We start from the raw sequence: 24028 nt of genomic DNA on the forward strand, positions 1-24028 counted from the left end.
GGGTTATCCGTTAAAGGCAGTGGAAATGCCGTTGGCGACGGCAATTTCCATGCGTCTCCAGTGTTCGTCTTCAAGCCACTTGGCGGTGCCCATGCTTTCAATCGTGGGCTCGGCGCCAGGCAGCCAGCGTTGGGTCAGGGCCAGCAACTGGCCCAGCCCGTCCTGGGTCAGGCCTTCGGCATGTTCGAGGGCTTTTTTACGATCACTTCAACGTCCGGCGAATACTCTTCAAGCAACGCACCGGCCAGGGTCATGGTGGTGATCGGGTTTTCCAGCAGCGCCTTCAGTGCGGCCTTGTCTTCGTCCTTGACGGTGCACATCAGCAGGTTGTGGGCCGGCGCGACCTTGTTGGCCTGGGTCGTGGCATTGAAGTACTTGGTGATCACCTGCGGGGTCAGGTTGAACGTGAATTCCTTGTCGCCACGTTCCAGGGTGATGCTGCGGTTTACTTCGCTCATGTCGGTGTTTCCGTAAGGTTGAGTTGTAAAGGGTCAGGGTTGTGCCGGCGTGCGTTGCACGACCTGGCGGATGTAGTCCTGCAGGCCGAGGATCATTTGCCGGCTGAGGGCAAGCTCGTCTCTGAGGGTGAAATAATCCGATCGAGCGTCTGCTGCGAGTTCGGCGCTGCCTGCATCAGCCAGGCCGGCGGCGCTGGCGGTACCGGGCACTGCGGGGCAGAAAGCTTTGATGCGCATCCGGTAACTGCCATCAGCAACAGCAAGCTGCAGAGTGTTGATTTGAGCGCGGGCACGATTCAGTTCCTCGGTGTGGTGGGTGTCGAGCTGGTCCCGCGCTGCCAGCTGATCGCGGGCCAGGCGCGCCGCCTCTCGCTCGGTGTGCAGATCTGCAGTAGCGTCGACCAGATCAGCGCGGGCAGCGACGAGCTGGTTGCCCTGGTACTCGAAAGCGCACCAGGTCAGCAGACCGACCACCAGCAAAACCAGGGCAAGGCGCAGCGGGCTGATGGTCATTGCAGGCACATCCTCATTTCGGCCAGCCGACGGTTGTGCAGGCCACGAACGAAGGTCTTACGGCCGTCGGCACCGGTCACATAGGCCCACACCGGCGTCGTGCCGTCGGAAGCCCAGGCCAGCGCTTTGCAGCCCTCGGCAATGCGGCCCGAATTGATCAGGCCCACGGCACGGCTTGCGCACGTCGTCGGCACGCCGAAGTTGTGGCCATGGCTGCTTAAGGCGTCGAACGTGTTCTGCCCGATCGCCTGGTTGCTCAAGCAGTCGGCCAGGCTCAACTGGCCCTTGGCGATCACCAGGCCCTCCACCTCGGCGCAGCGCGCATCGGACCAATATTCACCGACCACCACTGGATCCGGGCTGGTGTGCTTGGTGATGCCCTTGCAGACCGTGGGCAAACCGCCGGCCAGCTTGTCGGCATACACCACGTTCTGGCCGTTGCCTTCCCAGGTGCCCAGGAAGGCGGTCAACGTGCCGCTGCAGAGCAGCAGGAAGCCGGCGGTGATCTTGACGCGCAGGCTCATGCCTTGGTCTCCCACTCGCGCAGCATCTGACGGTACTTGGGGATCAGCAGCAGGATCTGCAGCACCATGTAGAACGCGGTCAGCATGTAGGCCACTGTCGACCAGTCAACGGCACCGGTCGCGCCCGTGGCGGCAACACCAATGGCTGGCGATGCCTTTACCAGGGCAATGGCTGTGTCTTGAGCAACTTGATTCGTGCTCATCAGCGAAGTCCTTTTTCGGTCACGGTTTGGCAAGGCACGCAACGGGTCATGCCGCCTAACGCCTGGCGCGCCGGTGGGATCTCCTTGTCGCAGTCCTGGCAATGGGTGAGGCTCGGCCCGCTCGCTCGCGGTTTGGCCAACTGGGCCGCAATAGCCTGGTCGCGCTGTCGCTGCTCCAGAGCCTGCGCACGATCGAACGGGCAAACCATTACGTCAGGCCCTCGATTTCAGCAGCAGCCAGGTACGGCACGCCGTTGATCTTGATGAAGTCCGGACTGGTGACGTCGAACGGCACCTTGTGGGTGTTCTTCGCGCCGCCCTTGGGATCGATGCTCAGCAGGCTCGACACGCGGACCTTGCAGCCGAAGGCCTCGATGCGCAGTTCCTCTTCGCCGGCCTTGGCGAAGAACACGATGTCGAACGGCTCCAGCTCGCGGAAACTGCCCGCAGTCTTGGCCTGCTCGATCAGCAGATTGAAGTTGGTGGTGTCCAGCTCCAGTTCGCCGGCTGCAGCGACATCGCCGTCGACGTGACCATTGGGCACACCCTTGGTCTGGGCCACGGTGCTGTTGTCCGTGATATCGATAGTGCCGGCCTCGACGTGAACGAGCAGATCGCCCAGGTTCACGTCGAAGTTCTTACCGCCAATTTTTGCGGCCATGGGTTACTCCGAATCCGTAACGGAAAGGTCCAGCGCGATGTTCGCGGTCAGGTCTTTCGGGCAATTGAGGGGGCGCAGCTTGAGGTAAGCCACGACAGAGGTTTTGCTCGTCCAGGTCAGCACGATGTCGCCGTCCTTGGGCTGCTCGATCTCGCCCGGGAACACCTGGCCGGCGAACTTGGTGGACTTGGCCATCGCGCGCAGCGGGGCCATCAGCTTGGACGTAGTGGTCGCCATGCTGTTGGCCGAGCTGTTCAGGGTCCGATCGCCTACGTAGCGGATCAGCAGAGCGCGCACGCGGCGGGCTGCCTTGTCCACGACACGCAGGTTCTCGATCACCTGGAAGTCACTGCCGGGGGTGTCCAGCATGTTGCCGTCGCCCCAGTAGGTGCCCGGATAGTCCGGGTACGTCTGCGGCACAGACAAACGCGCTGCGTCGAGCTGCGAAAGCACCGCGGTGCTCAGCGGGATGCCGTCCATGTCTTTGGGTTCAGCGCCCAGGCCCAGAACCGCGCCGGTGGCAACGCGCATCGGAGTGTCGGCAATGCTCACTGCGGCATTGGCCAGTCGACCGGCCAGCACGCCCAGGTTATTGCCGTGCAGTTGCGGTACCGGCAGAACCCGAGGCGCAGCCAGGCCGCCGACGATGGCTTTCTGCTCGACAACGTAAGCGCTCCAACTCAACTGCGGAGCAATGCCGGCAGTCGCGGCGAGCACGAAGACGCGGCGGCCCAGCTTGTTGCTCAGGTCATTGGCGGCAACGTGCATCGCTGAAAGCTCGGCCTGAGAGGTCACCGGATTGACGATCACCACCGCTTCGAAGGAATAACTGCGGATGGCGCTCTCAAGCGCCTGTTGCCAGGTGGTTTCGCCCGCGATCGGAGCGGCGATGCAGGCCCAGCGATCGCCGCCGTTGCTGCGCGCCGCCAGGATCTGGGTTTTCAGGTCGCTGTCCGCAACGCCCAGCTGGACGTCCAGATCACTTTGGGTGTCCAACGGGACCAGCTTGCCGACGTTCTTGGCAGCGGGACCGATGAACAGGAAATAGCGTTCGATCTCGCTCACGGCACCCTGGCCGAGGTTGAGATTGTTAACGCTGACTTTGCCGAGTGCCATAAAGCGGTGCCTCGTTAGCGGGGTGAATTAAGGATTTGTTGCAGCACCAGGTTCACCAGTTGGCTGGTTTCGCTGTCGCTGGCACCGAGGAACTGACGCGCAGGCAGCTGGATGTTCCAGCTTTGCGCACCGGTGGATTCGGCTCGTTCGTCGTCCAGAACGCGGATCAGCAATCCCGCCCGGGCGTAGTTCAGGTGTTGCTGGATCCACGCCACGGATGGGCGGGTCAGGGTCTTTTTGCCTTTCTGACGGGTCTTGAAACCCAGACGGCGCAGGGTCTTGGCCTGCTTTTCGGTAGCGGCGGTGCCCGGCGGAACCTTGTTCCACTGGCGCATCTGCGCGGCGGTGCGTCGTTCGGATACGCCATTGTGCTGCTGCGAGGCAACCCAGCGGGTCAGCGTGTTGCGCCAGCCCAGTTCGGCTTCGGTGCCGGTCAAGCGGGTGACATCGAGCAGTTTGCCCAGACCGGTTTCCATCTTTTTCTTGCCCTTGGACGTGTCCTTGCGGGCAGCAAATGGGGTTCCATTCAGGTTCTGCTGATTGCGGATCCGCTGGCGGCTGAGACTGCGCACGCGCTTGGCCACGTTGTTCAACAGACGTCTGCGCTTGGGCATCGGCAGTTCCATCAAAGCCAGCAGGTCCTGGGCTTCGAGCATGCCGCGAATGTCCAGATCAAAGGCCATGACCGGTCACCTCGCCGCTTTCAGCCACCCACAGTTCGAACGGCACGAACGACCAGGTATTGCCGAACGCCTCGATCTCGCCGGCAGGATCCTCGGCCAGGTACTGCGCTTCAGTGAACTGCAGCTTGATGTCGACGTCGGCCAGGTCGTTGTCGAGCATGACCACGTCGAACACCACGTTTGGCAGACCGTCGCGGTCCTGGTCGTGGGTTTCCAGCCAGCTGCCTACCAGGGCAAACAGGCGCGCCGGGTGATCCGCGAACCGCTCGATCGAGATGGTCGCGCCGTAATTCATGTCACCCATGTGCATGCCTTGGGTGTCAGGTTTCCAGATCAGCTCCACCTGCACCTGGTCGGTCCAGCTGTCGAGCTGCTCAGGGGCAACCAATTGGCGTTCGAGCAGGTAGGCGGTCAACGCCTTCAGCTTGATCACAGCAGCGCCGCCGTGATGCGGCCACGGCCCTGCAGCGACCGCACGGCGGCCTGGCTGAAAGCGAGGAAGGTTTCGGACCGCTCTGGCAATTCCTTGCCTAGGTTTTCGGCGCTTTCGCGGCGGTTGACCGTGGCGAACTGAGTCAGCAGGCTGGCTTTGGCGCGGCTGTAGACGGCGCGCTTATAGGTCGCCGCTTGAAAGGTGCGCTCTGGCAGGACGGTGGTGTCTGCGGATTCAACGTTGGACACGCCAGCGCCCTGCCAGCGCGCTTTTAACTTGGCCAGATCGGTATTGACCTCGACCATGGCCATGTTCAGATCGGCGGCCAGCATCTCTACCAGGTACTCCGCCGGCAGGCGGTAACCTTTCTGGAACTCGGCTATCGATAGGTCGGGCCAAAAACCATCGTTCCCGATCCGTTCGTCTACCAGCACCGTGGGTTTTCCGGAAAAGCTCATACACTTTCCCCACAAGCCAAGGAGGACTGCTCAACATGACCGACGAACAAGGAAAGGTTGTTTCTATGAAAGAGCGTCTTAAGGCGCGCCAGACCGCTGCCAGGCGTAAGCAGCAGCTCTCCGATAGAAGACTTGAGGACGCACACGCAATGGCGCTTATGTTTATGCGCACCCAAGGTGATCATGTGGCGACGATCAAGGCAGCGCTGAAAGTCGCTGACCGGTACGTCATAGCACTGAGGGAGTGCGTCCACGTGCTGGGAGGCAGTAGTTTGGAAGTCACCGCGACCTTCCCTGAGGGGAAGATGGCGATAGATAAGCTCTCGCAGTGATCCGTTAAACATCTGTGCCTCACAAAGCCCCGCCCAATGCGGGGCTTTTTGTATTAGGGGCGGGAAAACTGTTTCAGTGGGTCAGGGGCCATAAAATGGTTGGCTCACATCCACAGTTTCTCGCCGGGGGGGGGTAGTCGGTTATTCGGTGCCGTTGCCGACGTTTTCTGTGGCTTGGGCTTTGGCCAGGGCCTTGCGGCAGTCAGCCAGGCGCGTCCCTACACCGATGCTTTCGTAGAGCTGTTCGGCTCGCTCGAAGTGGTGAATAGCGACAGGCCAGTCCTTGCGATGCAGCGCGATCATCCCCAGCAACTTGTGGTAACGAGCCGGAATGCGTTCGAACAGCTGCCATTCGCCGTCGACACGGGGCAGCAGGTTGGAAACGTAGGGCTCAGGGCTGCGCCTGGCCTTGAACTCAGCCTCGGCCCAGTCGATCACCTCGTCTGCAACAAAGGTCGGAATGTCGCGGTTGAAGCGCTCAGGCAGCGCCTGGCCCTGGGATATAGCGAAGTCGGCCAGCTCCAGGCCCTGGGTGAACTGCTCGGTGTCGAACAGCCAGATCAGGACATACACCAGCACCGAGTTCTGGAAATTCAATTCCGAATCGCGGTACCGCTGTACGTAATCCAGGTACTTGGGCAGCAGCTCGTCACGCTTGAGCAGCTGGCGCTGTTCGCGGCTGTTGATCGCGCTGATGCGCTCCAGATCGCCCGCCAAGGCGTCTTCCATCAGCTTTAAGTGCTTGCGTGCATTGGCAGGACTGGACAACGCGGTGTCAGCCGAATAAGCCATCTGTGCACCGGCGACCGCAGCCGCTGGGCCTTCTGCGATCAAGCGGCGTTTGTGCGCCAGTGCCAGGCTCATGCCTTCACCAATTCGACGTTTTCAGTCATGGCGAACTTTTCCAGCTGCTCGATCACATAGCCTTCGTTACGGCTGTTGTAATCCTCGACGCGGGAGCGCTTCGGGTTATCAACGGTCTGCTTGCGCCAGCTGGAGTCCTGGAAGTAGATCGACAGGTTGTCGAAGCTGGTGACCACAACGGCGTTGACCGGGAAGAACGGCACGCTGAAGCTTGGCAGACCGCCGTAGGTCGCGATGACCTGAGCGTCTTCGATGCGTTCTTTCTCGGTCGGCACGTCGCCTTGCTTGGCGTACAGCTTGGCCTTGTCGGCTGCCAGAAGGTCACTGCCAATGATTGCGATCAGGTCGCCGCCATCGCGAACGCGCTCGTCGACCATCTGCTTGGTGTCATGCACCAGAGCGTCCAGGTTGGCGTAGTCGCCACCTTCGCCCATCCTGACCTTGCCCGCTTCCAGGCCTTGGCTCAGAACCTGTTCAGGGATCTGCTCACGAGCGATCTGCAGCCAACCCTTGTTCACGTCCTGCAGCATCGGAAATTCAGTGAGATTGGTCTGCGCAGCCGCTTTGATGCCGTGGAAGCCGATCATCAGACGGTCGAGTGCGATCTGCTTCTGCACCGCTGCGGAGTAACGCTGCTGGAAGTCCGGGAACTTGGCCCAGGCGTCGATCTTGGCGTAAGGAAGGCTGACGTCGGACTCGGTGGAAAACAGCTCGTAGGTGCTGTCATCAAGCGCCGATGCGTCCTTGGCTTCACGATCGGTGGTCTTGGTGTTAGTGCGACCGGTCACAGGACCTGACACGCCCAGAAACACCTTTTGACCTTTGATCTCGGTCACACCGATGACGTTGATGCGCTGCAGGAAATCGGACTTGTGGGTGATCGCCTCGTTGAGTTCCTGGGCAATCGATGGCTCGACGCTGAACGTCTTGCTGGCCAACTCGACACCGTAAGACTCAGCCAGGGAAACCTGCAAGGCCGCAAACATCTTCGCGCCGTATGCGCTCAGTGACTGGGCCATGTCAGAGTACCCGCTTCGGTTTAGGGTCAGCGGCACCAGTGGTGCGTGACAGGTGGCGGCCTTCCGGCTTGTCCAGCAACGCGCTGAATTGCGCCTGCAGCTTGTTCATGCCGGCCAGCACTGCAGCGTTGGACGAGCCCTTGCGGCTCAACTGCTTTTCGTCTTCGGCGGTGGCCACGATGTCATCGACCGCAGTCTGTACGTCGTCAATCGGGGCCTGGTCGGGTGCCGGCGGTGCCTCTGCGAAACTGTCAATCAGCGCCTGAATGCCGGCAGTGACGATCAGTTGCTGTTCGATCAAGGCCTGCAGCGCTTTGGCTGTAGCTTCATCCATTGGGGGTTTGCTCTCGGTAGGGGTTTGCGGGGTGGTTTCGGCTGGCACCTCTTCAATGCCAAAGCGCTTGAACAGGCCGGTGAACATGCTGAACAGCTTGGCCACCTCGCCCTGCGGTTCGTCTTCACCAATCGAACCCAGCGGGACGGCCGCCGCGTAATGCACGCGCTTGCCGGGATTGCCGGGGTTGCCGGGGTTGCGGGAGAAGTAGAGTTCTTGAGTGCCCAGGCTCGCCGGCTCGTCGGTGACGGCCAGGCCGGTCAGGTACGCCCTGCCGGTGCCAGCGAAGTCGGGCATGATCTCGATGCTGGTGAAGAGCTTTTCGCCTTGGTCGTTGAGCCACAGCAGCTTTTGGTTGGGCTTCAACTGCGCTTCGAGCGCTACTTGGCCGGGGGCCAGACCCTCGACGTCCTCGATCAGGCGCACGGCAAACACGGTGCCGTAGGAGCCTGGCCAGCGGTCATGTTCGGACCAGATGGTGGCCGTGTAAGTAGTAGTGCTGTACGTCTCGGCGATGTCGCGCAGTTCTTGGGGCGTGATGACGCGACCATCGACAGTAGGACCGCTGGTGGCGACGCGTTTCCAGAAGCTGACAAGGGAACGGGGCATGTGAAGAACTGCGCTCATCGGTAAGTTGAGGCCCCAAGATAGGGAGCCGCAACGCCTCCAACAAACGGTTTACTTTCGCGTTTCTCCTATATTTGATTTATAGGAGAAACACGGATTTTAACTGCACGTTTTCCGCGTTTTCGCCGCATAGACTTCGGCCCATGTACTACTCAACCGAAGTCAAAGAAGCCGCCAAACGCCTGTTTCTACGCCGTCACAAGGCCAAGGAAATTCAGGCGCAGTTGAACCTGCCCAACATCCGGATCGTGTACCACTGGATCCGCGTTGGTGGCTGGGAAGACATGCTGACGGATGAAGAACCGCTGACCGCCGTCAGCAGGCGTATCACCTTGCTTCTGGAGAAAGCCGACTCGCTGACCAAGGGCGAACTGGACGAATTGGACCGGTTGACGACTGTTCGCGAACGACTGGTCAAGCAGTGTGTAAAGCCGGTGGCTGCGCCGATCCGTGATGACCAGGACGACGATGGTCATCGCCGCGATGATCAACGCGGTGAGCGTCGGGAGCGTGGCAAGCGCGACGGCAAGAAGCGGGAAAAGAAGGTCAAGAACGACGTCAGCGAGCTGCGCGAAGTGGACTTTCTCGACAAGTTCATCAGCAAAATGTACGGCTACCAGAAAGAGCTGTTCGCCGCGAAACAGAACCCGCTGACCGCCAGGATCCGGAACATCCTCAAAAGCCGCCAGGTGGGCCTGACCTACTACTTCGCCGGCGAAGCCTTCATGGACGCGGTGCTGACGGGCGATAACCAGGTGTTCCTGTCGGCCAGCCGCGCCCAGTCCGAGATTTTCCGCAGCTACATCATCGCCTTCGCCCAGGCGTGGTTTGGCCTGGAGCTGACCGGCAACCCGATCGTACTCAGCAAGGACGGCAAGCCCTGGGCCGAGCTGCGCTTTCTCAGTACCAACAGCAGCACTGCGCAGGGCCACCATGGCCATGTGTATGTCGACGAATATTTCTGGATCCGCGACTTCGAGAAACTGAACACCGTGGCCAGCGCCATGGCGACCCATAAGAAGTGGCGCAAAACCTATTTCTCCACGCCTAGCGCCGTATCGCATCAGGCGTACCCGTTCTGGCAGGGTGAGAAATTCCGCAACAGCAAACGCAAGGCGGCCAAAGATCCCTGGCCGAGCGACAAACAGATCTCTGCCGGCGCGCTATGTCCGGACGGTCAGTGGCGCAAGGTCATCACCATCCTGGACGCCATCGCCGGCGGCTGCGATCTGTTCGACCTTGAGCAGCTGCAGCTAGAGTACGACGACGACAAATTCCAGCAGCTGTTCATGTGCAAATTCATCGACAGCAGCCAGAGCGCGTTTTCCCTGGCAGATCTGGAGCGCTGCTACTCGGACCTGTCTTTGTGGGCCGACTTCGACCCGGACGATCCGCGCCCGTATGGCAACAGCCCGGTCTGGATCGGTTACGACCCGAGCCGGACACGTGACGACGCGACGTGCGTGGTCATCGCACCGCCGCTGCAGAACGGCGGCAAGTTCCGGATCCTGGAGAAGCACAGCTGGCGTGGTCAGTCATTCAAGTACCAGGCCGAGCAGGTCAAGAAGCTGACCGAGCGCTTCAACGTTCAGCACATCGGGATCGACACGACCGGCATCGGCTACGGCGTCTTCGACCTGGTGCGCGACTTCTACCCGCGTGCGACCTCGATCCACTACAGCCTGGAAACCAAGAACCTATTGGTACTCAAGGCGCAGGACACCATCCAGGGCAGCCGCATCGAATGGGACGCCGGCTGGAACGATATCGCCCAGGCCTTCCTGACAATCAAGCGCGGCACAACCGCCAGCGGCCAGGTGACCTACAGCGCGTCGCGAACCGACGCGACCGGTCACGCGGACGTGGCCTGGGCGGTCATGCACGCCCTGCAGTACGAACCCCTCAACACCGACAAAAAGCGGCGCAGTCGCTACGCACTCACTGGATCAACTTCCCATGGCAAAACCCAAAACCCTGCAGCAGGAAAAACCGGCGCAACGGCCCATGCGTGCATTCACATTCGGTGCGCCGGAATCCGTGCTGACCGACAACATCGCGCAGTACCTGGGCGTGTTCGCCAGCGACGACGGTCGCATCTTCACGCCGCCAGTCTCACGCAGGGGGCTGGCCAAGCTCCTCAAGGCCAACGCACACCACGGCGCGATACCAGGGTTCAAACGCAATCTGCTGCTGCGTGAGTTCATCCCTTCGGCCGGCCTGTCAGTGGCCGATATGAGTCGGGCTGCGCTGGACTTCATGGTGTTTGGCGAAGCGTACTTCTACCGCGTACCCAATATGCTCGGCCAGATCCTGGAGCTGCGACACCTACCTGCCATCAACATGCGGGTGAAGGTCGACGGTGGGTTCGTCCAGTTGGAACAGAACGGTAAGGAAACCGAGTTTGACGCCGACGAGATCGAGCACGTCCTCAACTACGACGTAGAGCAGAACATTTATGGCGTGCCTGAGTACCTGGGCGGCCTGCAGGCGCTGCTGCTCAACGAAGCCGCGACGCTGTTTCGCCGGCGCTACTACAGCAACGGCGCGCACGCGGGATACATCTTCTACACCAACGACCCGAACCTGACCGAGGAGGACGAAGAGGAGTTGCGTGCCCAGATCACGGCCAGCAAAGGCGTGGGCAACTTCCGATCGATGTTCGTCAACATTCCAGGCGGCTCCGAGAAGGCCATTCAGATCATCCCGGTGGGCGACTTCCAGGCCAAGGACGAACTGGAGAAGGTGAAGAACATCACGCGCAATGACGTGATCGCGGCCTGGCGCATGAACCCGGCGCTGGCCGGAATCATCCCGGAGAACAGCGGCGGATTCGGCGACATCGAGAAGATAGACCGCGTTTATACCAGCAACGAGATTAGGCCGATCTGCCAGTTGTTTGACCAAGCCAATGAGACGCTGCGAGAGGACAGGCGATTTGCCTGGAAGGCAGTCCCGGCCTCATCGGAAACCACTGTATAAATAAACAACAAATCGAGTAAGCACATTAAAAACATGGCAAAATGACGCCATAGATTATTACCTTGGGAGAGGGACTTATGAGGATCAAATGTACATCGTGCGGTCACAAGGGCCGGATCGGTTCAAGAGAGGAAGTGACGTGCCAATATGTGAAGTTGTATTGCCAATGCTTGGACGCAACTTGCGGCCACACTTGGGTCGCAAATCTTGTGTATTCACACACACTGAGGGAATCTGCTCGTAAAGTAGGGACGCTGGAATCAGCATTGTTCGATCGACTGCGGGACATGCCTGTCGAGCGTCAGCAGGAAATTCTCGCTAGCTTGGACAGAACTGCGTCTGTTTAACCGCACTCCCTCGCCTACCCAAGGCTACCCTCGCAATAACATCCGCCGCCATGCCTGCTCCGCAGGCATATAAGCCGCCAACACAATCCCCCTTGACTGAATAAAAATCCGGCGCGGCGGAACCCGCGCAGCGGCCGGTTGTCCGACAAAACCTTACCCAGAACTCTGAAGCGCGCCCAAGCGTTAAGCCCGCGAGCGCCTCTCTCAATATTTCGATGTCGCCTCGGCGCGCCCAATTACCGCTCTTGGCCCGATGGACCTTAGGCACCTTGTGCCGAAGTGCCAGCGATGGGTGCAGGGCACTGCCCTGCCGCTAGGCGGGCGCGTAGCCCGCGATCCTCTGGAAAGCTGAGCGCAGCGAGCTGAGCCCTTGGGCGAAGGCATAATCATGTACCCAACACGCGATACCCCGAACGACTCCGGAAGCCTCTTTCTTTACCCAACGGGGGTACTGTAGGGGGTTTAAAATTCCATTTAATTCAAATGCTTCCTGGACGTGGGCGAATTCCGCCGGCGCAGCCGAAAAATGGCGACAGAAAACGGACACAAACGTGGCGTTCTGCCGGTACGTCAGGGGGGAGTAAGGTTGGGAGAGGGAGTTTTTCAGACGCCAGGCGTGACCTGGCCTCGCATGGGGCGCGATATGTTCGGGGGGTTACGTGTCTTTCTTGACCTGGACACTTCGCAGCAGGCGGGCTAAGGCGTCGTCAGGCCCTGACGACCCACCACCAGGCGTTAATGGCGGTCGGTGCTGGCTGTTCGAGCTAGGGGCAGCCTGGGCGTCTGGAGACGCCTTGCGCGCCTCGCTCTGCTGCCACTTGCGCCTCGACGTCTCCCGCCGTAGGGTCTCAATAGATGCCTTCTCCTGTCGAACCGCACGAAGGGCACCAACCTCGCGTAACTGGCGCTCACGCTTCTTGATTGCAGCCTTCTTGGCCTTGTGCCAAAGGTACCGACAGCCGAGTTCACTGAAGAACTTTTCAGTGAACCGGATCAGGCATCGAGTACGAACCAGGTTCAAGCCTGCATTATCTTTCTCATCGAGCCGGACCTTCTCGATCCTTCGGTAGACTAGCCCTGCGATTTCAAGCCCACAGATAAGCCGGTTAAGTGACGCTGGCGAAATATCGCTGTCCTCGGCAACACCGCACTGGGTGTTGAGAAAGAATTGTCCACGCTCTACGTCGAGCCAACCCAATACACCTGTAGCCAGGTCCAGGCGCAACAACAATTGCTCAGCAACCCTAGAAAGCGCCACAAATGGCTCTGAACGCGTGCGACGGCTACCGTGGATAGTGTCAAGGCTCCGGAGGTATTTGCCACGCAGATCTAAGATCTGGCTGAGCCTGGAGAACGCCATGCGAACAAGAGGAATTTTCAGCTGATCAGCAGTTAGGTTCCGCTTTTCTCTGAAACGAGGGGGACGCACTGGCGCATGGAGCGCGGCGTGAGGATCTTTTTTGTCGCGAGGCGTGGCAGTAGGCCGGCCCTTTCCGGGGCTGGCCTTTCGATCGCGTGAGGGGATGTCCTTATCGAGAACTGTCACAGACGCTAATTCACCTGATGAAGCAAGGTGACGCCTGGACGGTCGTCAATAACTGTCTGAGCACGAGAACGCAGCTCACTGCAACGAGCCTCTACAGCCCGGAGCCGGTCGACAAACTCGGGTAGCTTTTCGAGGTCATCAATGTCGATCCGACCGTCCTCGAGGATCTCGCTACCGAGTTGCACTGTTGCCCCCAGGCGAGCCACCAATTGCCCGAACACACCGACGGGATTCCCGTCACCGTTCAATTCACGCGCTCCCGTCAGACCGTGTCGGCTGGCCAGCTCGTTGATGCAGCGCTCTTGATGATCAGCGTCCAGAGAAAGAACCCATGATTCTTCAATCCAGCTCGGCAGATCGACCTCCCCGCTCAACCAACGGCCTAACCGGCGTAGCCAGGCTCCGGAGGCTTTCAAGAAAGCGACGGTGTCGTTTCCCTGGGCAAGCAGGGTGAAATCGGGAACGTCCTTGCTAACCGCTTTCTCAGGGACCAGGGAATGTAGCTGTACGCTCAATGACTGCGCAAAGTCGTCTTGGCTGAAACCAGTGCGCGCAATCATCTCTGCGGCGTGGGCCACAAGCACCTGATCCCGCGAGACCAATAGCTGTCCGGAGTTGGACATAGTCACAGGAGCCTGCTGGCTTTAGCCTGCACGACGTTCACCGCTTTGTGATGCGGGAATGGGCGAAGCTCGTGCGCGGAGTAGGTACCGTCATCGTTGACTGTGACCATGATCTGACGCCCTAAACGGATCGCCTTGTGCACTGCTGCAGGGCTGATACCGAACGCTTCAGCAACCGATGCCTGACCGATCTTGGCGACCAGATCGGGCAATGGGATTTGATTCATGGCAGAACTCTCTGACTGGATGTCTAAATGTTAACCTCCGGTAATTTTTTAAACAAGACGAAAGTAACCTTAGGTATCCATAAAAACGGAGAAGACGAACCCGCAGGTAATCTTTTTAGATTAACCTCCGGTTTATCATTGCCTCCTATGACCAAAAAGCCCCCTCTCCCCCCCAAGCTATTAGCCGAATGCCAAGCGGCGAACGCCCTGTACCTGTCAAAAAAAAATGAGCTGAAGCTCAACAAAAGAAAGATAGCGGACGAGATAGGCGTCAGTCCTGCTGCAGTGGCGCACTACCTCAGCGGGACCAACGCATTGAATGCTAGGTTTGCATCCGCCCTGGCGAGGCTGTTAGGTGAACCAGTTGATCGGTTTAGTCCGCGCCTGGCAGCGGAGATTGCAGATCTGGCAGCTACGACCGATCACAGCAACGTGACCCCTATGGTGCAGCCTCGAAGGGAAGCGAAGGACTACCCACTTATTACTTGGGTTGACGCAGGCGCTGGGATTGAATCGGCGGGGGCCTATCCCTTGGGGATCGCTGATGAGTGGCTCAGCTCCACCGAGAATGCGGGGCCGAGTGGCTACTGGTTGAGGGTGAAGGGCAAGTCGATGACATCTGATACCCCGCCTACCTTCCCCGAAGGTACGCCCATCCTGATCCGGCCTGAAGGATTCGATATCATCAGCGGGAAATTCTACATTGCCCGCCACACCGCTACAGGTGATACGACTTTCAAACAGTACATTTTGGACGCAGGTGTTGGTTACCTTGTGCCACTGAATCAGGCTTACCAAACCGTGCAGCTTGAGGGTAATTGGGAAATTATTGGCCGCGCCATAGATGCCAAAATCACAGGTATGTAACGGCCTATTCATACTCACTTAGACTGTCATGAGGAGCCCGGTGGCGTGCTATGCACAACAATGTGACCCTTGCCGATCCTGAAGTTCTTCATTACTGCAATGGCGACATTCCAAACTTCTTTGGCCACCTCTTCTCCAGCTTCAACGACGTTGCCTTCGTCATCGATGATAGCTAAACGTGCTGGCCTGCCATCGGTTGTCGTTAACTTGTATCCTGTCGTTACGTTGGCACTGACACATCCTTTGGCCAAAGTACCTGTTTTTGGAATACCAATCATTAGTGTACCCCTCCTACTCGAATATCTGCGTATTGATTCACGATAAGAGCAATCGTGCTTGCGTGCATTGTGCGCAGTCCTTGCATTCCACAAATGGCCCCCCAGTCCCCGCTGCCAACAGCATCATCAAGAGCAACGTTTGCAACTCGATATCCTTCGATGCTGTCTACAAGCAATTTAAGAGTGCTAGGCTCGGTGATATTAATCTTTAGATTCATACCGTTTTCGTTTGGCGGAACATTCATCTACCTTTCCTCATCAGCTTTTGTAATTACTGATAAATTCTCTAGTGCAGCCAATCAGCAATTGAAAAGCCAAGTCACTTGAGCGAGGAAGATGCATCGGTAAAGTCAGCGACACGCCGCTCAACACAAATCGAAAATTTGGCCGCTTATAGCCCTGTAACGCCCCTTCAATCACGAGATACAAATCAGCTAGTTCAGCAGATGGGATTAGATAGGAGCCGTGCTTCATTACGATAGCAATTCTTATTGTCCACTCCAGATCACATTGAGCATGCAGAATCACATCCGGACCTGGCGATTTTTCGACGTCTGAATTGACATGGTCTTCCATGACTTGAGTAATACGCTCTGGCGTTGCGCTGCTGCACGGGATAGCAACGGTTGTCGTTCGTCCAGCCATGGTCATCCAGACGTGCCATTCCGACGAGCCTGGAATCACCATGAGTTGTGCGACGTCCATAACTTGGTCATAGGTGTCGTTAAGCGGATAGGCACAGACGAAGCCTGCCCTACGTTGCTGGCTATTATCCAGCTGCACGATTAGGTGGGATCTTGCTTCCGAGGAAAGGGTTACCAGGTGCATCTTTAATCTCCGCTTTGATCGCTGCAGCGCCTGGCGCTGAACTGATGAGCGTAGATTAACCTCAGGTAACGCAAATAAGCAATACCGCAGGTTACTTTTATTAACCTGCGGTAAACGTCAGCTCGGGTGCTGATTCGTCCATTTCAGTCGTGCGACTCCGCGTTCAACGCGGGTGACACGTACGCTTTCTTCAAGCTCCAGTTGCTCCAGGAACACGTCCCAGTCTGACGCGCTCTCATCGGGTTGCTTGGCTATGGTTGTATGTCGGGTGTTTTGGGAAGCAGGACTATTGATCTGTCGGTAGATGCGCCTAAGCAGCCTTTGAAAGGGCGTGGACGGCTGGCGAGCGACACCTATAGGGACTTCCTGCAGCATAAATACTCCAAAATGTAACTGTATGAACGTACAGTATATTGACTGCGGCGAGGCACGCAACCGTCAGTCCCAATCCTCACTAGCGACCCAGGCACCTGTCTTACGGTTGATTTGCAAAAGCCTGTGTTGCCCCGTACGGGACAGCAACTGAACATCAATGAATTTGCTGGACCTGTCCTCTGCACCCATCCCGCGCATGAATACAACGATTCTTTCAAATGTATCCATCACGAGTTGCCGTACTTTCTCCCTGGAAGGATAATCTCCAGCGCGGACGAGTTCTGCCAGTTCAACCCAGCGATCTGCTTGAGCCGGCTTACCGGATCCGGACACAGCGGCAAGCTCATATTCGAGTTGCTGCACCCTTTTGAGCGCCTCGGCCTGCTCTGCTTCAAGCTCACGAGCCCTTCGAATGAAAGAGGTCGGAGCAGCACCACTTTCATCGGCAAGAAGAGCGTCCGTAATTTTGCCTAGCTGAACAGCATGCTTTTCAGCTGCCATTCTCGCTACAGCAAGTTGTTTGCGAACGCCTTGCCCTTCGTCTCCAACCTTCATAAGGCGTTGCAGATTTATTTGATCAGAGCAAAACGTAAGGATCGCATTCTCAACAGGTACGACACTGCAAGACCCTCCAGCGCTACAGCCACCGTTTACGCCATAGGAAACACAGTGGAGCCTGCGGTGCCCGTCAGAAATCGTGCCGTCGGCCTTCATGCGGGTCATCATGTTTTGACCCACGAGCGCCGTGCCGCAGTAACCACAATAGGTAATGCCGATACCTGTAATAATCCCAGGTATCTCACCATGTCCACGTCGGCGCAGGCGCTGACCAGCTAGGTGCTGAAGGTCTGCCCACTCTTCCTCGGAAAGCAGCCGAGGATAATAGTCTTCCAGCACAAACTCCTCGCCATCTATTGATAAGCTTTTAGCTCCTCTGAGCGCCTGCAGTTTGATCAAACGATAGATGTGTTGTTTCGTTATCCCAGCTTTTGCGTAGTCCAGCCCTTCCTGATGCAATATCCGCGTTGCACGCGCTGCCCCCATCCCCTCCTGATACAGCTCTAATGCGCGACGAACAGTCAGGACCCGCTCAGGGATCATTTCCCAGGCGCTGCCTGTCCATGTCAGCCACTGGGGATCCTTGCCATTGCGGATCAGCCCCCTATATATACCGGCTTGCCAGCCTTGGCATAGCCGAATTATTGAGGCTTTCACGCGCTTACTCTTGGTATCCGATTCTTCGTGCGCCCGGATCATTACGAGCAACGAATAAACTAGGTCCATAGGTTGCGCTTTCAACCCGGCACGGTTGTACTCTTTCCCGTCACTAGCCGTGACGACTGTGATGCCGGCATTAATTATCTGGGCGAGTTGAGCCTGGGCTTGGATCGGCTCTGCGCGACTCAGGCGGTCCAAGCCTTCAACAACAAGAACTGATCCTGATGCGATGCGTCCGTCCTCGATCGCTCTGAGGAAAACGCCGAGGGCACCCTGCGTCACGTGCCGTTGGTGGTAAGCTGACAAACCCTCGTCCCGCATGGATAAGGATTCGTCCAACGACAATCCCTTATCTGCTGCCCAGCGTTGCGCATATTGCAACTGACGATCGGCGCTGCCACCAGATCCTTGCCGTGGGTCTGAGAAGCGAAGGTAGCTATACACTCGAGCTTCAAAATCAGTCATTACAGCAACCACCCCAGAAGATTATGCTTTCAAGCACGGACAATCCCTCTTACTAGGAAGCTATTAATAATTGAAATCATCGCTTATTACTCTTGCTTTTCTTTTTTCATGGCTAAGTCCTTCACCCGATCAAGAACACTTCCTACAGATTCGAACATCTGTACCATATGATTTACATCAGTAGATTTTAGCGCATTGAGTTCAGGCCAGCGAACGCTCTCCTCGAGTACTTTCAACATGAGTGCCCTAGCTTCAGCTTTCGCTGACTCTTGATCTCCAGAAAACTGCGCTATCGTATGGTAAGAAAGTAAATACCGGTCAAAGGTAGACTTTACCCTCATAAATTGCATGGATGAATCATTGAAATTGCGGTACTGCTTTAAAAACCAAGCAGCTAAAAACTCGACCACCAGAAACGTCAGCGAGCATGAAACCACTCCAAAAATCAGCGATCGATCTACACCCCAGATGTGCGCTACAAGTTGCCACACAAAAATAGAACTTACATAAAAATAGATTCCACGACGGAGATACATAGTACCTGTATCAAGTAAACGAGAAGCTTTTTTATCAGAAAGATCAATGTGTTGCTCTAGAGATTTTATTACACCAAGTATATGAGACTCAACCGGGTTAACTGAAGGCTTTGTAGGCTCATCTGTATCTTGCGTGAATGAAGCAGCATATCTTTCACGAAGCGCTTTATCAACAACCATCTTGTTTGACACAAACAGCTTTAGCTTTTCCATCTCATCATACAATTCTTTATTTTTTGATTTTTCATAATCAATATCTATAAAGCCTCTATCCGTGAGCCTACTTCTTTTCGACATATCTGCAGCAATTCGAGTCAACAAATAAACAAAACCAATCAACAATACAAAAAGCGTTACAGCCCTATTCGGATTTATAGAGTGTATCTTGTCCAATATTTCAACTACCAAGTCCGCATAAATATCAGACGGTACCAACAAAAGAACAACACTAAAAAAACCCGCAATCGTTGCTATCATCAAACTTATAAAGGGTATCTCCTTTGGTGCTCGACTTACCCATCTATAGACCGGGCTTTTTGGGTGTTTCTTAAAATCGCCAATTGACGACCCCTCTACGGGCTTATTTTGCTGAAGGTCATCTATTAGCATGATCAATCCCTGAAAGATAAGAATGATAATTATTATTGATTAATTTTTTGCACATTTTTTGTACTGCGTCTAGAATCGCGCGCCCCGATCCAGATACCCAACCGAGGATATTATATGAGCAAAGCCCCCAGTGTAGGTTGGGTATCGTTAGGTTGCCCGAAGGCGCTCGTTGATTCCGAACGCATCCTGACCCAATTGCGCATGGAAGGTTACGAAGTCGTTGCGACCTACGAGGACGCCGACGTGGTCGTGGTCAATACCTGCGGCTTCATCGACACGGCCAAGGCCGAGTCGCTGGAGGTGATCGGTGAAGCGATCAAGGAAAACGGCAAGGTGATCGTAACCGGCTGCATGGGCGTCGATGCGAGTGTCATTCGCAACGTACACCCGAGCGTGCTGTCGGTGACGGGTCCTCAGCAGTACGAGCAGGTGGTCAATGCCGTGCACGACGTGGTGCCGCCACGCAAGGATCACAATCCGCTGATCGACCTGGTGCCGCCGCAAGGCATCAAGCTGACCCCGCGCCATTACGCCTATCTGAAAATCTCCGAAGGCTGCAACCACAGCTGCAGTTTCTGCATCATCCCGTCGATGCGCGGCAAGCTGGTCAGCCGCCCGGTAGGCGATGTGCTGGACGAAGCCAAGCGCCTGGTCAAATCCGGCGTGAAGGAGCTGCTGGTGATTTCTCAGGACACCAGCGCTTACGGCGTCGATGTCAAATACCGCACCGGTTTCTGGGACGGTCAGCCAATCAAGACCCGCATGACCGAACTGTGTCAGGCGCTCGGCTCGATGGGCGTCTGGGTTCGCCTGCACTACGTCTACCCGTATCCGCATGTCGACGAGCTGATTCCGTTGATGGCGGCCGGCAAGATCCTGCCGTACCTGGACATCCCTTTCCAGCATGCCAGCCCGAAAATCCTCAAGCTGATGAAGCGCCCGGCCTTCGAAGACAAGACCCTGGCACGTATCAAGAACTGGCGCGAACAGTGCCCCGAGCTGATCATCCGCTCGACGTTCATTGTCGGCTTCCCTGGGGAAACCGAGGAAGACTTCCAGTACCTGCTGGACTGGCTGACCGAGGCCCAACTGGATCGCGTCGGCTGCTTCCAGTACTCGCCGGTCGAAGGCGCGCCGGCCAATCTGCTGGACGCGGCCATCGTGCCGGATGACGTCAAACAGGATCGCTGGGACCGTTTCATGGCCCACCAGCAGGCAATCAGCGCTGCACGCCTGCAGATGAAGATCGGCAAGGAAATCGAAGTGCTGATCGACGAAGTCGACGAACGCGGCGCTGTGGGCCGTTGCTTCTTCGATGCACCGGAGATCGATGGCAACGTCTTTATCGGCCTGGACGACAACAGCACGGTCCAGCCTGGCGACAAGATCATGTGCCGCGTGACCGATGCCGATGAATACGACCTGTGGGCCGAGGTGCTTTAAGCTTCGCATTACACGCTGTTCGAAAAAGCCCTGCCTTTGAAACGGCAGGGCTTTTTTATGCGCGATTGTTGTCTATGCAGAATCGGCAATAAGGAGCGACCGAGATGCAGTTATGTGCCCCGCGCAAAGAGGATTATCCGCAACTGACTGACGTCTGGGAGCGCTCGGTGCGCGCCACCCACGACTTCATGCCCGAGGCCTACATCGTCAGGCTCAGGGCATTGCTGACGCAGTACCTGGACAGCGTGACGCTATTCTGTACCCGCGATGAGGCGTCGCGCATCACCGCCTTCGCAGGCGTCAATAGAAACAAACTAGACATGTTGTTCGTTGCGCCAGAACATCGGCATCAAGGCCTCGGAAGCTTCCTGCTGCAGCACGCCATCCAGCATTTCGGCATCGTCGAGCTGGACGTGAACGAACAGAATCCGCGAGCGTTCGGCTTCTACTGCAAGCATGGCTTCAAAATTGTCAGTCGTTCGGAAGTGGACGGCCTTGGCAACCCCTACCCCATGCTCAGGATGCGTCTCGACGGCCGGGATTGAAGCCGATTGCCGCCCAATTGCAATGTTGCAGCGATTAACCGGGCGCAGGCGGTTACAATGCTGCCTTTCTCATCAGTAAGCGGCTTTTTTGTCATGACAGACCCCATTCGCCTTTCCAAACGCCTTATCGAACTGGTGGGCTGTTCCCGCCGGGAGGCCGAGCTGTTTATCGAGGGTGGCTGGGTCACTGTGGATGGCGTGGTTATCGAAGAGCCGCACTTCAAGGTTAGCACCCAGAAAATCGAGCTAAGCCCGGACGCCAAGGCCGACTCTCCCGAGCCCGTGACCATTATCCTGCACAAGCCAGCGTCGGCCAGTGCCGAAAGCGCTTTGCAGATGATTACACCGGGCACCCTTTCCCAAGAACACAGCTACAGCAAGCGTCCGCTCAAAGGCCACTTCATGCGCCTCGAACCGATTTCGAGCCTGCAAGCCGACGCCAGCGGCCTGATGGTGTTCAGCCAGGACTGGAAAATCCTGCGCAAGCTCACCGACGACCGCAGCAAGATCGAACAGGAATACGTCGTGGAAATCTCGGGCGAGATGGTTGCCCACGGCCTGAACCGTCTTAACCATGGCCTGACCTACAAGGGCAAGGAATTGCCCGCCGTGAAGGCCAGCTGGCAGAACGAAAACCGTCTGCGCTTCGCCATGAAAAATCCGCAGCCCGGCATCATTGCGCAGTTGTGCGAAGCGGTCGGCCTGAAGATCGTCTCCCTCCGCCGCATTCGCATTGGCGGCGTGTCCATGGGCAAGCTGCCAGAAGGTCAATGGCGCTACATGACGAGCAAGGAAAAGTTCTGACCGCTCCACACCCGCTTATTACAGCGCGCGTGATCATCTTCACGCGCCGCCATACGACTATCAGGACTCACGCCATATGATGAACAACGATGTATTGCGCAGCGTGCGCTACATGCTCGATATCAGCGACAGCAAGGTTGTCGAAATCACCGCGCTGACCGGCTTTGAAGTGTCGAAAAGCGACGTCATCGCCTTCATGAAAAAAGACGAAGAAGAAGGCTACCTCGATTGCAGCGATGAGATCATGGCGCATTTCCTCGACGGCCTGGTCTACTTCAAGCGTGGCAAGGACGAAAGCCGTCCACCGCAGCCAATCGAGCTGCCGATCACCAACAACATCGTTCTGAAAAAACTGCGCGTGGCCTTCGAACTGAAAGAGGACGACATGCACGCCATCCTCAGATCCGTCGACTTTCCGGTCTCCAAACCAGAGCTGAGTGCACTGTTCCGCAAGGTTGGGCATACCAATTACCGCGCATGCGGTGATCAGCTGTTGCGCAACTTTCTCAAGGGCCTGACCCTGCGCGTTCGTGGCTGAATCGGCTGACACCATGAGTTACAACGTTTCCCCTGTCGGGTTCGTGCGCTCCTGCTTCAAAGAGAAGTTCGCCATTCCGCGCCAGCCGCAGCTGGCTCCGGCAGCACGCGGGGTCCTGGAACTGGTGGCACCTTTCGATCAGGGTGAAGCCGTTCAGGGCCTGGAGCAGGTCAGCCATGTGTGGCTGCTGTTCCTGTTTCATCTGGCGCTGGAAGACAAGCCACGCCTTAAAGTGCGCCCTCCCCGCCTTGGGGGTAACCAGTCGATGGGGGTGTTCGCAACGCGCGCCACCCATCGCCCCAACGGTATCGGGCAATCGGTGGTCAAGCTGGACAAGGTCGAACCCGGACGCCTCTGGCTGTCAGGCATTGATCTGCTGGACGGCACGCCCGTGCTGGACATCAAGCCTTACGTGCCCTACGCCGATGCCGTCAGCGGTGCTCGCAACGATATCGCCAGCGCGGCACCCGAGCTGATTCCGGTGCAGTGGCAGGACGCAGCGCTTGTACAGGCCCACGAACACGCGCTGCGCCTGAGCGAGCCTTTGGTTGAGCTGATCGAACAATGCCTGGCTCAAGATCCGCGCCCGGCCTATCAGTTGCCTACGCCAGAACGCCGCTACGGGGCCCGGTTCTGGGACCTGGATGTGCGCTGGCATTACCCGCAGGCGGGCGTCATCCGGGTGCTTGAAGTGACGCTGGCGACAAATTCCGCGCACTAAAAACCCGCCTGATCCTGTCAAGGATGAGGCGGGTGTTTATGGACCGATTTACTTCTCGACGAATGCACGCTCGATCAGATAGTCACCCGGCTCACGCATCCGCGGCGAGACGGTCAGGCCAAAGCTGTTGAGCACTTCACTGGTTTCGTCGAGCATGCTCGGGCTGCCACACAGCATGGCGCGGTCATCCTGAGGATTGATCGGTGGCAGGCCGATGTCGCTGAACAGTTTGCCACTGCGCATCAGATCGGTCAGGCGGCCTTCGTTCTCGAACGGCTCGCGTGTAACGGTCGGGTAGTAGATCAGCTTGTCACGCAGCGCTTCACCGAAAAACTCGTTCTGCGGCAGATGCTCGGTGATGAATTCGCGGTAGGCGACTTCGTTCACGTAACGCACACCGTGGCACAGAATGACCTTCTCGAAACGCTCGTAGGTTTCAGGGTCCTGAATCACGCTCATGAACGGCGCCAGGCCGGTGCCGGTGCTCAACAGATAAAGATGCTTGCCAGGCTTGAGGTCGTCCAGCACCAAGGTGCCCGTAGGCTTTTTGCTGATGATGATTTCATCACCTTCCTTCAGATGCTGCAGCTGCGAGGTCAGCGGGCCGTCCGGCACCTTGATGCTGAAAAACTCCAGATGCTCTTCCCAGTTCGGGCTGGCAATCGAGTAGGCGCGCATGAGCGGGCGACCATTGGGCTGCTGCAGACCGATCATGACAAACTGACCGTTCTCGAAGCGCAAGCCTGGGTCGCGGGTGCACTTGAAACTGAAGAGGGTGTCGTTCCAGTGGTGGACGCTGAGGACACGCTCGTGGTTCATGTTGCTCATGTACGTGAGGACTCCTGAAAAAATAG

At 57.3% G+C, this 24028-nt stretch carries 34 protein-coding genes; 10 read left to right on the forward strand and 24 right to left on the reverse strand.

Annotated features, from left to right (window positions below):
• Nucleotides 1-3: 3 nt before the first annotated feature.
• The 11 genes from I9H07_RS16590 to I9H07_RS16640 are packed head-to-tail and all read right to left on the reverse strand — an operon-like array spanning nucleotide 4 to nucleotide 5049.
• Nucleotides 4-147, reverse strand: a complete 144-nt coding sequence (locus tag I9H07_RS16590; protein WP_003342293.1) for a DUF6890 family protein — start codon at nucleotides 145-147, stop codon at nucleotides 4-6.
• A gap of 20 nt (nucleotides 148-167) precedes the next feature.
• Complete coding sequence (locus tag I9H07_RS16595; protein ID WP_236424664.1) at nucleotides 168-458, reverse strand: putative phage tail assembly chaperone; 291 nt, start codon at nucleotides 456-458, stop codon at nucleotides 168-170.
• Between the two features lie 33 nt (nucleotides 459-491).
• A complete protein-coding gene (locus I9H07_RS16600; protein ID WP_236424663.1) occupies nucleotides 492-971 on the reverse strand; it encodes a lysis system i-spanin subunit Rz in 480 nt (159 codons plus the stop codon).
• Nucleotides 968-1495 carry a lysozyme gene (locus tag I9H07_RS16605; RefSeq protein WP_236424662.1) on the reverse strand — a complete coding sequence of 176 codons (528 nt, stop codon included), beginning with the start codon at nucleotides 1493-1495 and terminating at the stop codon, nucleotides 968-970. Before I9H07_RS16605 ends, I9H07_RS16600 begins: the two co-directional genes overlap by 4 nt.
• On the reverse strand, nucleotides 1492-1698 hold the full coding sequence (locus I9H07_RS16610) for a hypothetical protein (RefSeq protein ID WP_004415377.1): 207 nt from the start codon (nucleotides 1696-1698) through the stop codon (nucleotides 1492-1494). Before I9H07_RS16610 ends, I9H07_RS16605 begins: the two co-directional genes overlap by 4 nt.
• Nucleotides 1698-1907, reverse strand: a complete 210-nt coding sequence (locus tag I9H07_RS16615; protein WP_004415373.1) for a TraR/DksA family transcriptional regulator — start codon at nucleotides 1905-1907, stop codon at nucleotides 1698-1700. Before I9H07_RS16615 ends, I9H07_RS16610 begins: the two co-directional genes overlap by 1 nt.
• A complete protein-coding gene (locus I9H07_RS16620) occupies nucleotides 1907-2359 on the reverse strand; it encodes a phage protein (RefSeq protein ID WP_003342306.1) in 453 nt (150 codons plus the stop codon). The genes I9H07_RS16615 and I9H07_RS16620 overlap by 1 nt, the downstream gene beginning before the upstream one ends.
• Nucleotides 2360-2362: 3 nt before the next feature.
• Nucleotides 2363-3475, reverse strand: coding sequence for a DUF2586 domain-containing protein (locus tag I9H07_RS16625; RefSeq protein ID WP_236424660.1), 1113 nt, complete (start codon nucleotides 3473-3475; stop codon nucleotides 2363-2365).
• A gap of 14 nt (nucleotides 3476-3489) precedes the next feature.
• Nucleotides 3490-4158 (reverse strand): phage virion morphogenesis protein, encoded by a 669-nt coding sequence (locus tag I9H07_RS16630; protein ID WP_236424658.1) that lies wholly within the window; start codon nucleotides 4156-4158, stop codon nucleotides 3490-3492.
• Nucleotides 4148-4591, reverse strand: coding sequence for a phage tail protein (locus tag I9H07_RS16635; RefSeq protein WP_024642300.1), 444 nt, complete (start codon nucleotides 4589-4591; stop codon nucleotides 4148-4150). Before I9H07_RS16635 ends, I9H07_RS16630 begins: the two co-directional genes overlap by 11 nt.
• Complete coding sequence (locus tag I9H07_RS16640) at nucleotides 4588-5049, reverse strand: head completion/stabilization protein (RefSeq protein ID WP_236424656.1); 462 nt, start codon at nucleotides 5047-5049, stop codon at nucleotides 4588-4590. Before I9H07_RS16640 ends, I9H07_RS16635 begins: the two co-directional genes overlap by 4 nt.
• A 35-nt stretch (nucleotides 5050-5084) precedes the next feature.
• On the opposite strand from I9H07_RS16640, the gene I9H07_RS16645 reads away from it, so the two are divergent.
• Nucleotides 5085-5381: a hypothetical protein gene (locus I9H07_RS16645; RefSeq protein ID WP_003342323.1), complete on the forward strand. Its 297-nt coding sequence runs from the start codon at nucleotides 5085-5087 to the stop codon at nucleotides 5379-5381.
• Nucleotides 5382-5522: 141 nt separating this feature from the next.
• On the opposite strand, the gene gpM is transcribed toward I9H07_RS16645, so the two are convergent.
• From gpM to I9H07_RS16660, 3 genes are read right to left on the reverse strand one after another with little or no spacing between them, the layout of a single operon-like run.
• A complete protein-coding gene (gpM, locus tag I9H07_RS16650) occupies nucleotides 5523-6245 on the reverse strand; it encodes a phage terminase small subunit (RefSeq protein WP_236424655.1) in 723 nt (240 codons plus the stop codon).
• The gene (locus I9H07_RS16655) at nucleotides 6242-7264 is read right to left on the reverse strand and encodes a phage major capsid protein, P2 family (protein WP_005737195.1); all 1023 of its coding nucleotides are present in this window, start codon (nucleotides 7262-7264) and stop codon (nucleotides 6242-6244) included. Before I9H07_RS16655 ends, gpM begins: the two co-directional genes overlap by 4 nt.
• A gap of 1 nt (nucleotide 7265) precedes the next feature.
• Nucleotides 7266-8207: a GPO family capsid scaffolding protein gene (locus I9H07_RS16660; protein ID WP_236424654.1), complete on the reverse strand. Its 942-nt coding sequence runs from the start codon at nucleotides 8205-8207 to the stop codon at nucleotides 7266-7268.
• Nucleotides 8208-8368: 161 nt separating this feature from the next.
• Between I9H07_RS16660 and I9H07_RS16665 the strand changes: the two genes are divergently transcribed.
• The 3 genes from I9H07_RS16665 to I9H07_RS16675 all read left to right on the forward strand — a co-directional run bounded on the left by I9H07_RS16665 (nucleotide 8369) and on the right by I9H07_RS16675 (nucleotide 11551).
• A complete protein-coding gene (locus I9H07_RS16665) occupies nucleotides 8369-10423 on the forward strand; it encodes a terminase large subunit domain-containing protein (protein ID WP_236424653.1) in 2055 nt (684 codons plus the stop codon).
• The gene (locus I9H07_RS16670; protein WP_236424672.1) at nucleotides 10350-11204 is read left to right on the forward strand and encodes a phage portal protein; all 855 of its coding nucleotides are present in this window, start codon (nucleotides 10350-10352) and stop codon (nucleotides 11202-11204) included. The genes I9H07_RS16665 and I9H07_RS16670 overlap by 74 nt, the downstream gene beginning before the upstream one ends.
• Before the next feature lie 77 nt (nucleotides 11205-11281).
• Entirely contained in the window at nucleotides 11282-11551 is a 270-nt protein-coding gene (locus tag I9H07_RS16675) for an ogr/Delta-like zinc finger family protein (protein ID WP_005743470.1), read from the forward strand.
• A 655-nt stretch (nucleotides 11552-12206) separates the two neighbouring features.
• Here I9H07_RS16675 and I9H07_RS16680 read toward each other — a convergent pair.
• From I9H07_RS16680 to I9H07_RS16690, 3 genes are read right to left on the reverse strand one after another with little or no spacing between them, the layout of a single operon-like run.
• A complete protein-coding gene (locus I9H07_RS16680; RefSeq protein WP_236424652.1) occupies nucleotides 12207-13097 on the reverse strand; it encodes a hypothetical protein in 891 nt (296 codons plus the stop codon).
• 5 nt (nucleotides 13098-13102) lie between these two features.
• A complete protein-coding gene (locus I9H07_RS16685) occupies nucleotides 13103-13720 on the reverse strand; it encodes a DnaB helicase C-terminal domain-containing protein (RefSeq protein WP_236424651.1) in 618 nt (205 codons plus the stop codon).
• 2 nt (nucleotides 13721-13722) lie between these two features.
• Nucleotides 13723-13947 (reverse strand): Cro/CI family transcriptional regulator, encoded by a 225-nt coding sequence (locus I9H07_RS16690; RefSeq protein ID WP_236424649.1) that lies wholly within the window; start codon nucleotides 13945-13947, stop codon nucleotides 13723-13725.
• Nucleotides 13948-13974: 27 nt separating this feature from the next.
• Here I9H07_RS16690 and I9H07_RS16695 point away from each other — a divergent pair, with 27 nt between their 5' ends.
• Nucleotides 13975-14814, forward strand: coding sequence for a S24 family peptidase (locus tag I9H07_RS16695; RefSeq protein ID WP_236424648.1), 840 nt, complete (start codon nucleotides 13975-13977; stop codon nucleotides 14812-14814).
• A gap of 26 nt (nucleotides 14815-14840) precedes the next feature.
• Here I9H07_RS16695 and I9H07_RS16700 read toward each other — a convergent pair whose 3' ends face one another.
• The 6 genes from I9H07_RS16700 to I9H07_RS16720 all read right to left on the reverse strand — a co-directional run bounded on the left by I9H07_RS16700 (nucleotide 14841) and on the right by I9H07_RS16720 (nucleotide 19123).
• On the reverse strand, nucleotides 14841-15092 hold the full coding sequence (locus I9H07_RS16700; RefSeq protein WP_236424645.1) for a hypothetical protein: 252 nt from the start codon (nucleotides 15090-15092) through the stop codon (nucleotides 14841-14843).
• Entirely contained in the window at nucleotides 15092-15337 is a 246-nt protein-coding gene (locus I9H07_RS16705) for a hypothetical protein (RefSeq protein WP_236424643.1), read from the reverse strand. The genes I9H07_RS16700 and I9H07_RS16705 overlap by 1 nt, the downstream gene beginning before the upstream one ends.
• Before the next feature lie 13 nt (nucleotides 15338-15350).
• Nucleotides 15351-15920: a hypothetical protein gene (locus tag I9H07_RS16710; RefSeq protein WP_236424640.1), complete on the reverse strand. Its 570-nt coding sequence runs from the start codon at nucleotides 15918-15920 to the stop codon at nucleotides 15351-15353.
• 117 nt (nucleotides 15921-16037) lie between these two features.
• Nucleotides 16038-16295, reverse strand: a complete 258-nt coding sequence (locus I9H07_RS25130) for a DUF1654 domain-containing protein (RefSeq protein ID WP_419204113.1) — start codon at nucleotides 16293-16295, stop codon at nucleotides 16038-16040.
• A gap of 63 nt (nucleotides 16296-16358) precedes the next feature.
• Complete coding sequence (locus I9H07_RS16715; protein ID WP_236424639.1) at nucleotides 16359-17978, reverse strand: recombinase family protein; 1620 nt, start codon at nucleotides 17976-17978, stop codon at nucleotides 16359-16361.
• An 86-nt stretch (nucleotides 17979-18064) separates the two neighbouring features.
• A complete protein-coding gene (locus I9H07_RS16720) occupies nucleotides 18065-19123 on the reverse strand; it encodes a hypothetical protein (RefSeq protein WP_236424636.1) in 1059 nt (352 codons plus the stop codon).
• Nucleotides 19124-19237: 114 nt separating this feature from the next.
• Between I9H07_RS16720 and rimO the strand changes: the two genes are divergently transcribed.
• From rimO to tsaA, 5 genes are all read left to right on the forward strand, one after another.
• Complete coding sequence (rimO, locus tag I9H07_RS16725) at nucleotides 19238-20566, forward strand: 30S ribosomal protein S12 methylthiotransferase RimO (RefSeq protein WP_236424634.1); 1329 nt, start codon at nucleotides 19238-19240, stop codon at nucleotides 20564-20566.
• Nucleotides 20567-20670: 104 nt separating this feature from the next.
• Nucleotides 20671-21111: a GNAT family N-acetyltransferase gene (locus I9H07_RS16730; protein WP_058824100.1), complete on the forward strand. Its 441-nt coding sequence runs from the start codon at nucleotides 20671-20673 to the stop codon at nucleotides 21109-21111.
• Nucleotides 21112-21204: 93 nt separating this feature from the next.
• Nucleotides 21205-21915, forward strand: coding sequence for an rRNA pseudouridine synthase (locus I9H07_RS16735; RefSeq protein ID WP_058824211.1), 711 nt, complete (start codon nucleotides 21205-21207; stop codon nucleotides 21913-21915).
• Between the two features lie 76 nt (nucleotides 21916-21991).
• Entirely contained in the window at nucleotides 21992-22453 is a 462-nt protein-coding gene (locus I9H07_RS16740) for a DUF1456 family protein (protein ID WP_024675601.1), read from the forward strand.
• Nucleotides 22454-22466: 13 nt separating this feature from the next.
• Nucleotides 22467-23174 carry a tRNA (N6-threonylcarbamoyladenosine(37)-N6)-methyltransferase TrmO gene (tsaA, locus tag I9H07_RS16745; RefSeq protein WP_024675602.1) on the forward strand — a complete coding sequence of 236 codons (708 nt, stop codon included), beginning with the start codon at nucleotides 22467-22469 and terminating at the stop codon, nucleotides 23172-23174.
• A gap of 48 nt (nucleotides 23175-23222) precedes the next feature.
• Here the strand turns inward: tsaA and fpr are convergent, their stop codons facing one another.
• Complete coding sequence (fpr, locus tag I9H07_RS16750; protein ID WP_002554680.1) at nucleotides 23223-24002, reverse strand: ferredoxin-NADP reductase; 780 nt, start codon at nucleotides 24000-24002, stop codon at nucleotides 23223-23225.
• Nucleotides 24003-24028 lie beyond the last annotated feature (26 nt).

Origin of the sequence: Pseudomonas syringae (assembly GCF_023278085.1) — a bacterium.
In the GTDB taxonomy this organism is placed as follows: Bacteria; Pseudomonadota; Gammaproteobacteria; order Pseudomonadales; family Pseudomonadaceae; genus Aquipseudomonas; species Aquipseudomonas syringae_Q.

Excerpts from the sequence above, each read along its gene's own strand:
- I9H07_RS16595 (WP_236424664.1), bottom strand. The coding sequence starts at position 458 with ATGAGCGAAGTAAACCGCAGCATCACCCTGGAACGTGGCGACAAGGAA.
- I9H07_RS16600 (WP_236424663.1), bottom strand. The coding sequence starts at position 971 with ATGACCATCAGCCCGCTGCGCCTTGCCCTGGTTTTGCTGGTGGTCGGT.
- I9H07_RS16605 (WP_236424662.1), bottom strand. The coding sequence starts at position 1,495 with ATGAGCCTGCGCGTCAAGATCACCGCCGGCTTCCTGCTGCTCTGCAGC.
- I9H07_RS16610 (WP_004415377.1), bottom strand. The coding sequence starts at position 1,698 with ATGAGCACGAATCAAGTTGCTCAAGACACAGCCATTGCCCTGGTAAAG.
- I9H07_RS16615 (WP_004415373.1), bottom strand. The coding sequence starts at position 1,907 with ATGGTTTGCCCGTTCGATCGTGCGCAGGCTCTGGAGCAGCGACAGCGC.
- I9H07_RS16620 (WP_003342306.1), bottom strand. The coding sequence starts at position 2,359 with ATGGCCGCAAAAATTGGCGGTAAGAACTTCGACGTGAACCTGGGCGAT.
- I9H07_RS16625 (WP_236424660.1), bottom strand. The coding sequence starts at position 3,475 with ATGGCACTCGGCAAAGTCAGCGTTAACAATCTCAACCTCGGCCAGGGT.
- I9H07_RS16630 (WP_236424658.1), bottom strand. The coding sequence starts at position 4,158 with ATGGCCTTTGATCTGGACATTCGCGGCATGCTCGAAGCCCAGGACCTG.
- I9H07_RS16640 (WP_236424656.1), bottom strand. The coding sequence starts at position 5,049 with ATGAGCTTTTCCGGAAAACCCACGGTGCTGGTAGACGAACGGATCGGG.
- I9H07_RS16645 (WP_003342323.1), top strand. The coding sequence starts at position 5,085 with ATGACCGACGAACAAGGAAAGGTTGTTTCTATGAAAGAGCGTCTTAAG.
- gpM (WP_236424655.1), bottom strand. The coding sequence starts at position 6,245 with ATGAGCCTGGCACTGGCGCACAAACGCCGCTTGATCGCAGAAGGCCCA.
- I9H07_RS16655 (WP_005737195.1), bottom strand. The coding sequence starts at position 7,264 with ATGGCCCAGTCACTGAGCGCATACGGCGCGAAGATGTTTGCGGCCTTG.
- I9H07_RS16660 (WP_236424654.1), bottom strand. The coding sequence starts at position 8,207 with ATGCCCCGTTCCCTTGTCAGCTTCTGGAAACGCGTCGCCACCAGCGGT.
- I9H07_RS16665 (WP_236424653.1), top strand. The coding sequence starts at position 8,369 with ATGTACTACTCAACCGAAGTCAAAGAAGCCGCCAAACGCCTGTTTCTA.
- I9H07_RS16675 (WP_005743470.1), top strand. The coding sequence starts at position 11,282 with ATGAGGATCAAATGTACATCGTGCGGTCACAAGGGCCGGATCGGTTCA.
- I9H07_RS16685 (WP_236424651.1), bottom strand. The coding sequence starts at position 13,720 with ATGTCCAACTCCGGACAGCTATTGGTCTCGCGGGATCAGGTGCTTGTG.
- I9H07_RS16690 (WP_236424649.1), bottom strand. The coding sequence starts at position 13,947 with ATGAATCAAATCCCATTGCCCGATCTGGTCGCCAAGATCGGTCAGGCA.
- I9H07_RS16695 (WP_236424648.1), top strand. The coding sequence starts at position 13,975 with ATGTTAACCTCCGGTAATTTTTTAAACAAGACGAAAGTAACCTTAGGT.
- I9H07_RS16700 (WP_236424645.1), bottom strand. The coding sequence starts at position 15,092 with ATGATTGGTATTCCAAAAACAGGTACTTTGGCCAAAGGATGTGTCAGT.
- I9H07_RS16705 (WP_236424643.1), bottom strand. The coding sequence starts at position 15,337 with ATGAATGTTCCGCCAAACGAAAACGGTATGAATCTAAAGATTAATATC.
- I9H07_RS16710 (WP_236424640.1), bottom strand. The coding sequence starts at position 15,920 with ATGCACCTGGTAACCCTTTCCTCGGAAGCAAGATCCCACCTAATCGTG.
- I9H07_RS25130 (WP_419204113.1), bottom strand. The coding sequence starts at position 16,295 with ATGCTGCAGGAAGTCCCTATAGGTGTCGCTCGCCAGCCGTCCACGCCC.
- I9H07_RS16715 (WP_236424639.1), bottom strand. The coding sequence starts at position 17,978 with ATGACTGATTTTGAAGCTCGAGTGTATAGCTACCTTCGCTTCTCAGAC.
- I9H07_RS16720 (WP_236424636.1), bottom strand. The coding sequence starts at position 19,123 with ATGCTAATAGATGACCTTCAGCAAAATAAGCCCGTAGAGGGGTCGTCA.
- rimO (WP_236424634.1), top strand. The coding sequence starts at position 19,238 with ATGAGCAAAGCCCCCAGTGTAGGTTGGGTATCGTTAGGTTGCCCGAAG.
- I9H07_RS16730 (WP_058824100.1), top strand. The coding sequence starts at position 20,671 with ATGCAGTTATGTGCCCCGCGCAAAGAGGATTATCCGCAACTGACTGAC.
- I9H07_RS16735 (WP_058824211.1), top strand. The coding sequence starts at position 21,205 with ATGACAGACCCCATTCGCCTTTCCAAACGCCTTATCGAACTGGTGGGC.
- I9H07_RS16740 (WP_024675601.1), top strand. The coding sequence starts at position 21,992 with ATGATGAACAACGATGTATTGCGCAGCGTGCGCTACATGCTCGATATC.
- tsaA (WP_024675602.1), top strand. The coding sequence starts at position 22,467 with ATGAGTTACAACGTTTCCCCTGTCGGGTTCGTGCGCTCCTGCTTCAAA.
- fpr (WP_002554680.1), bottom strand. The coding sequence starts at position 24,002 with ATGAGCAACATGAACCACGAGCGTGTCCTCAGCGTCCACCACTGGAAC.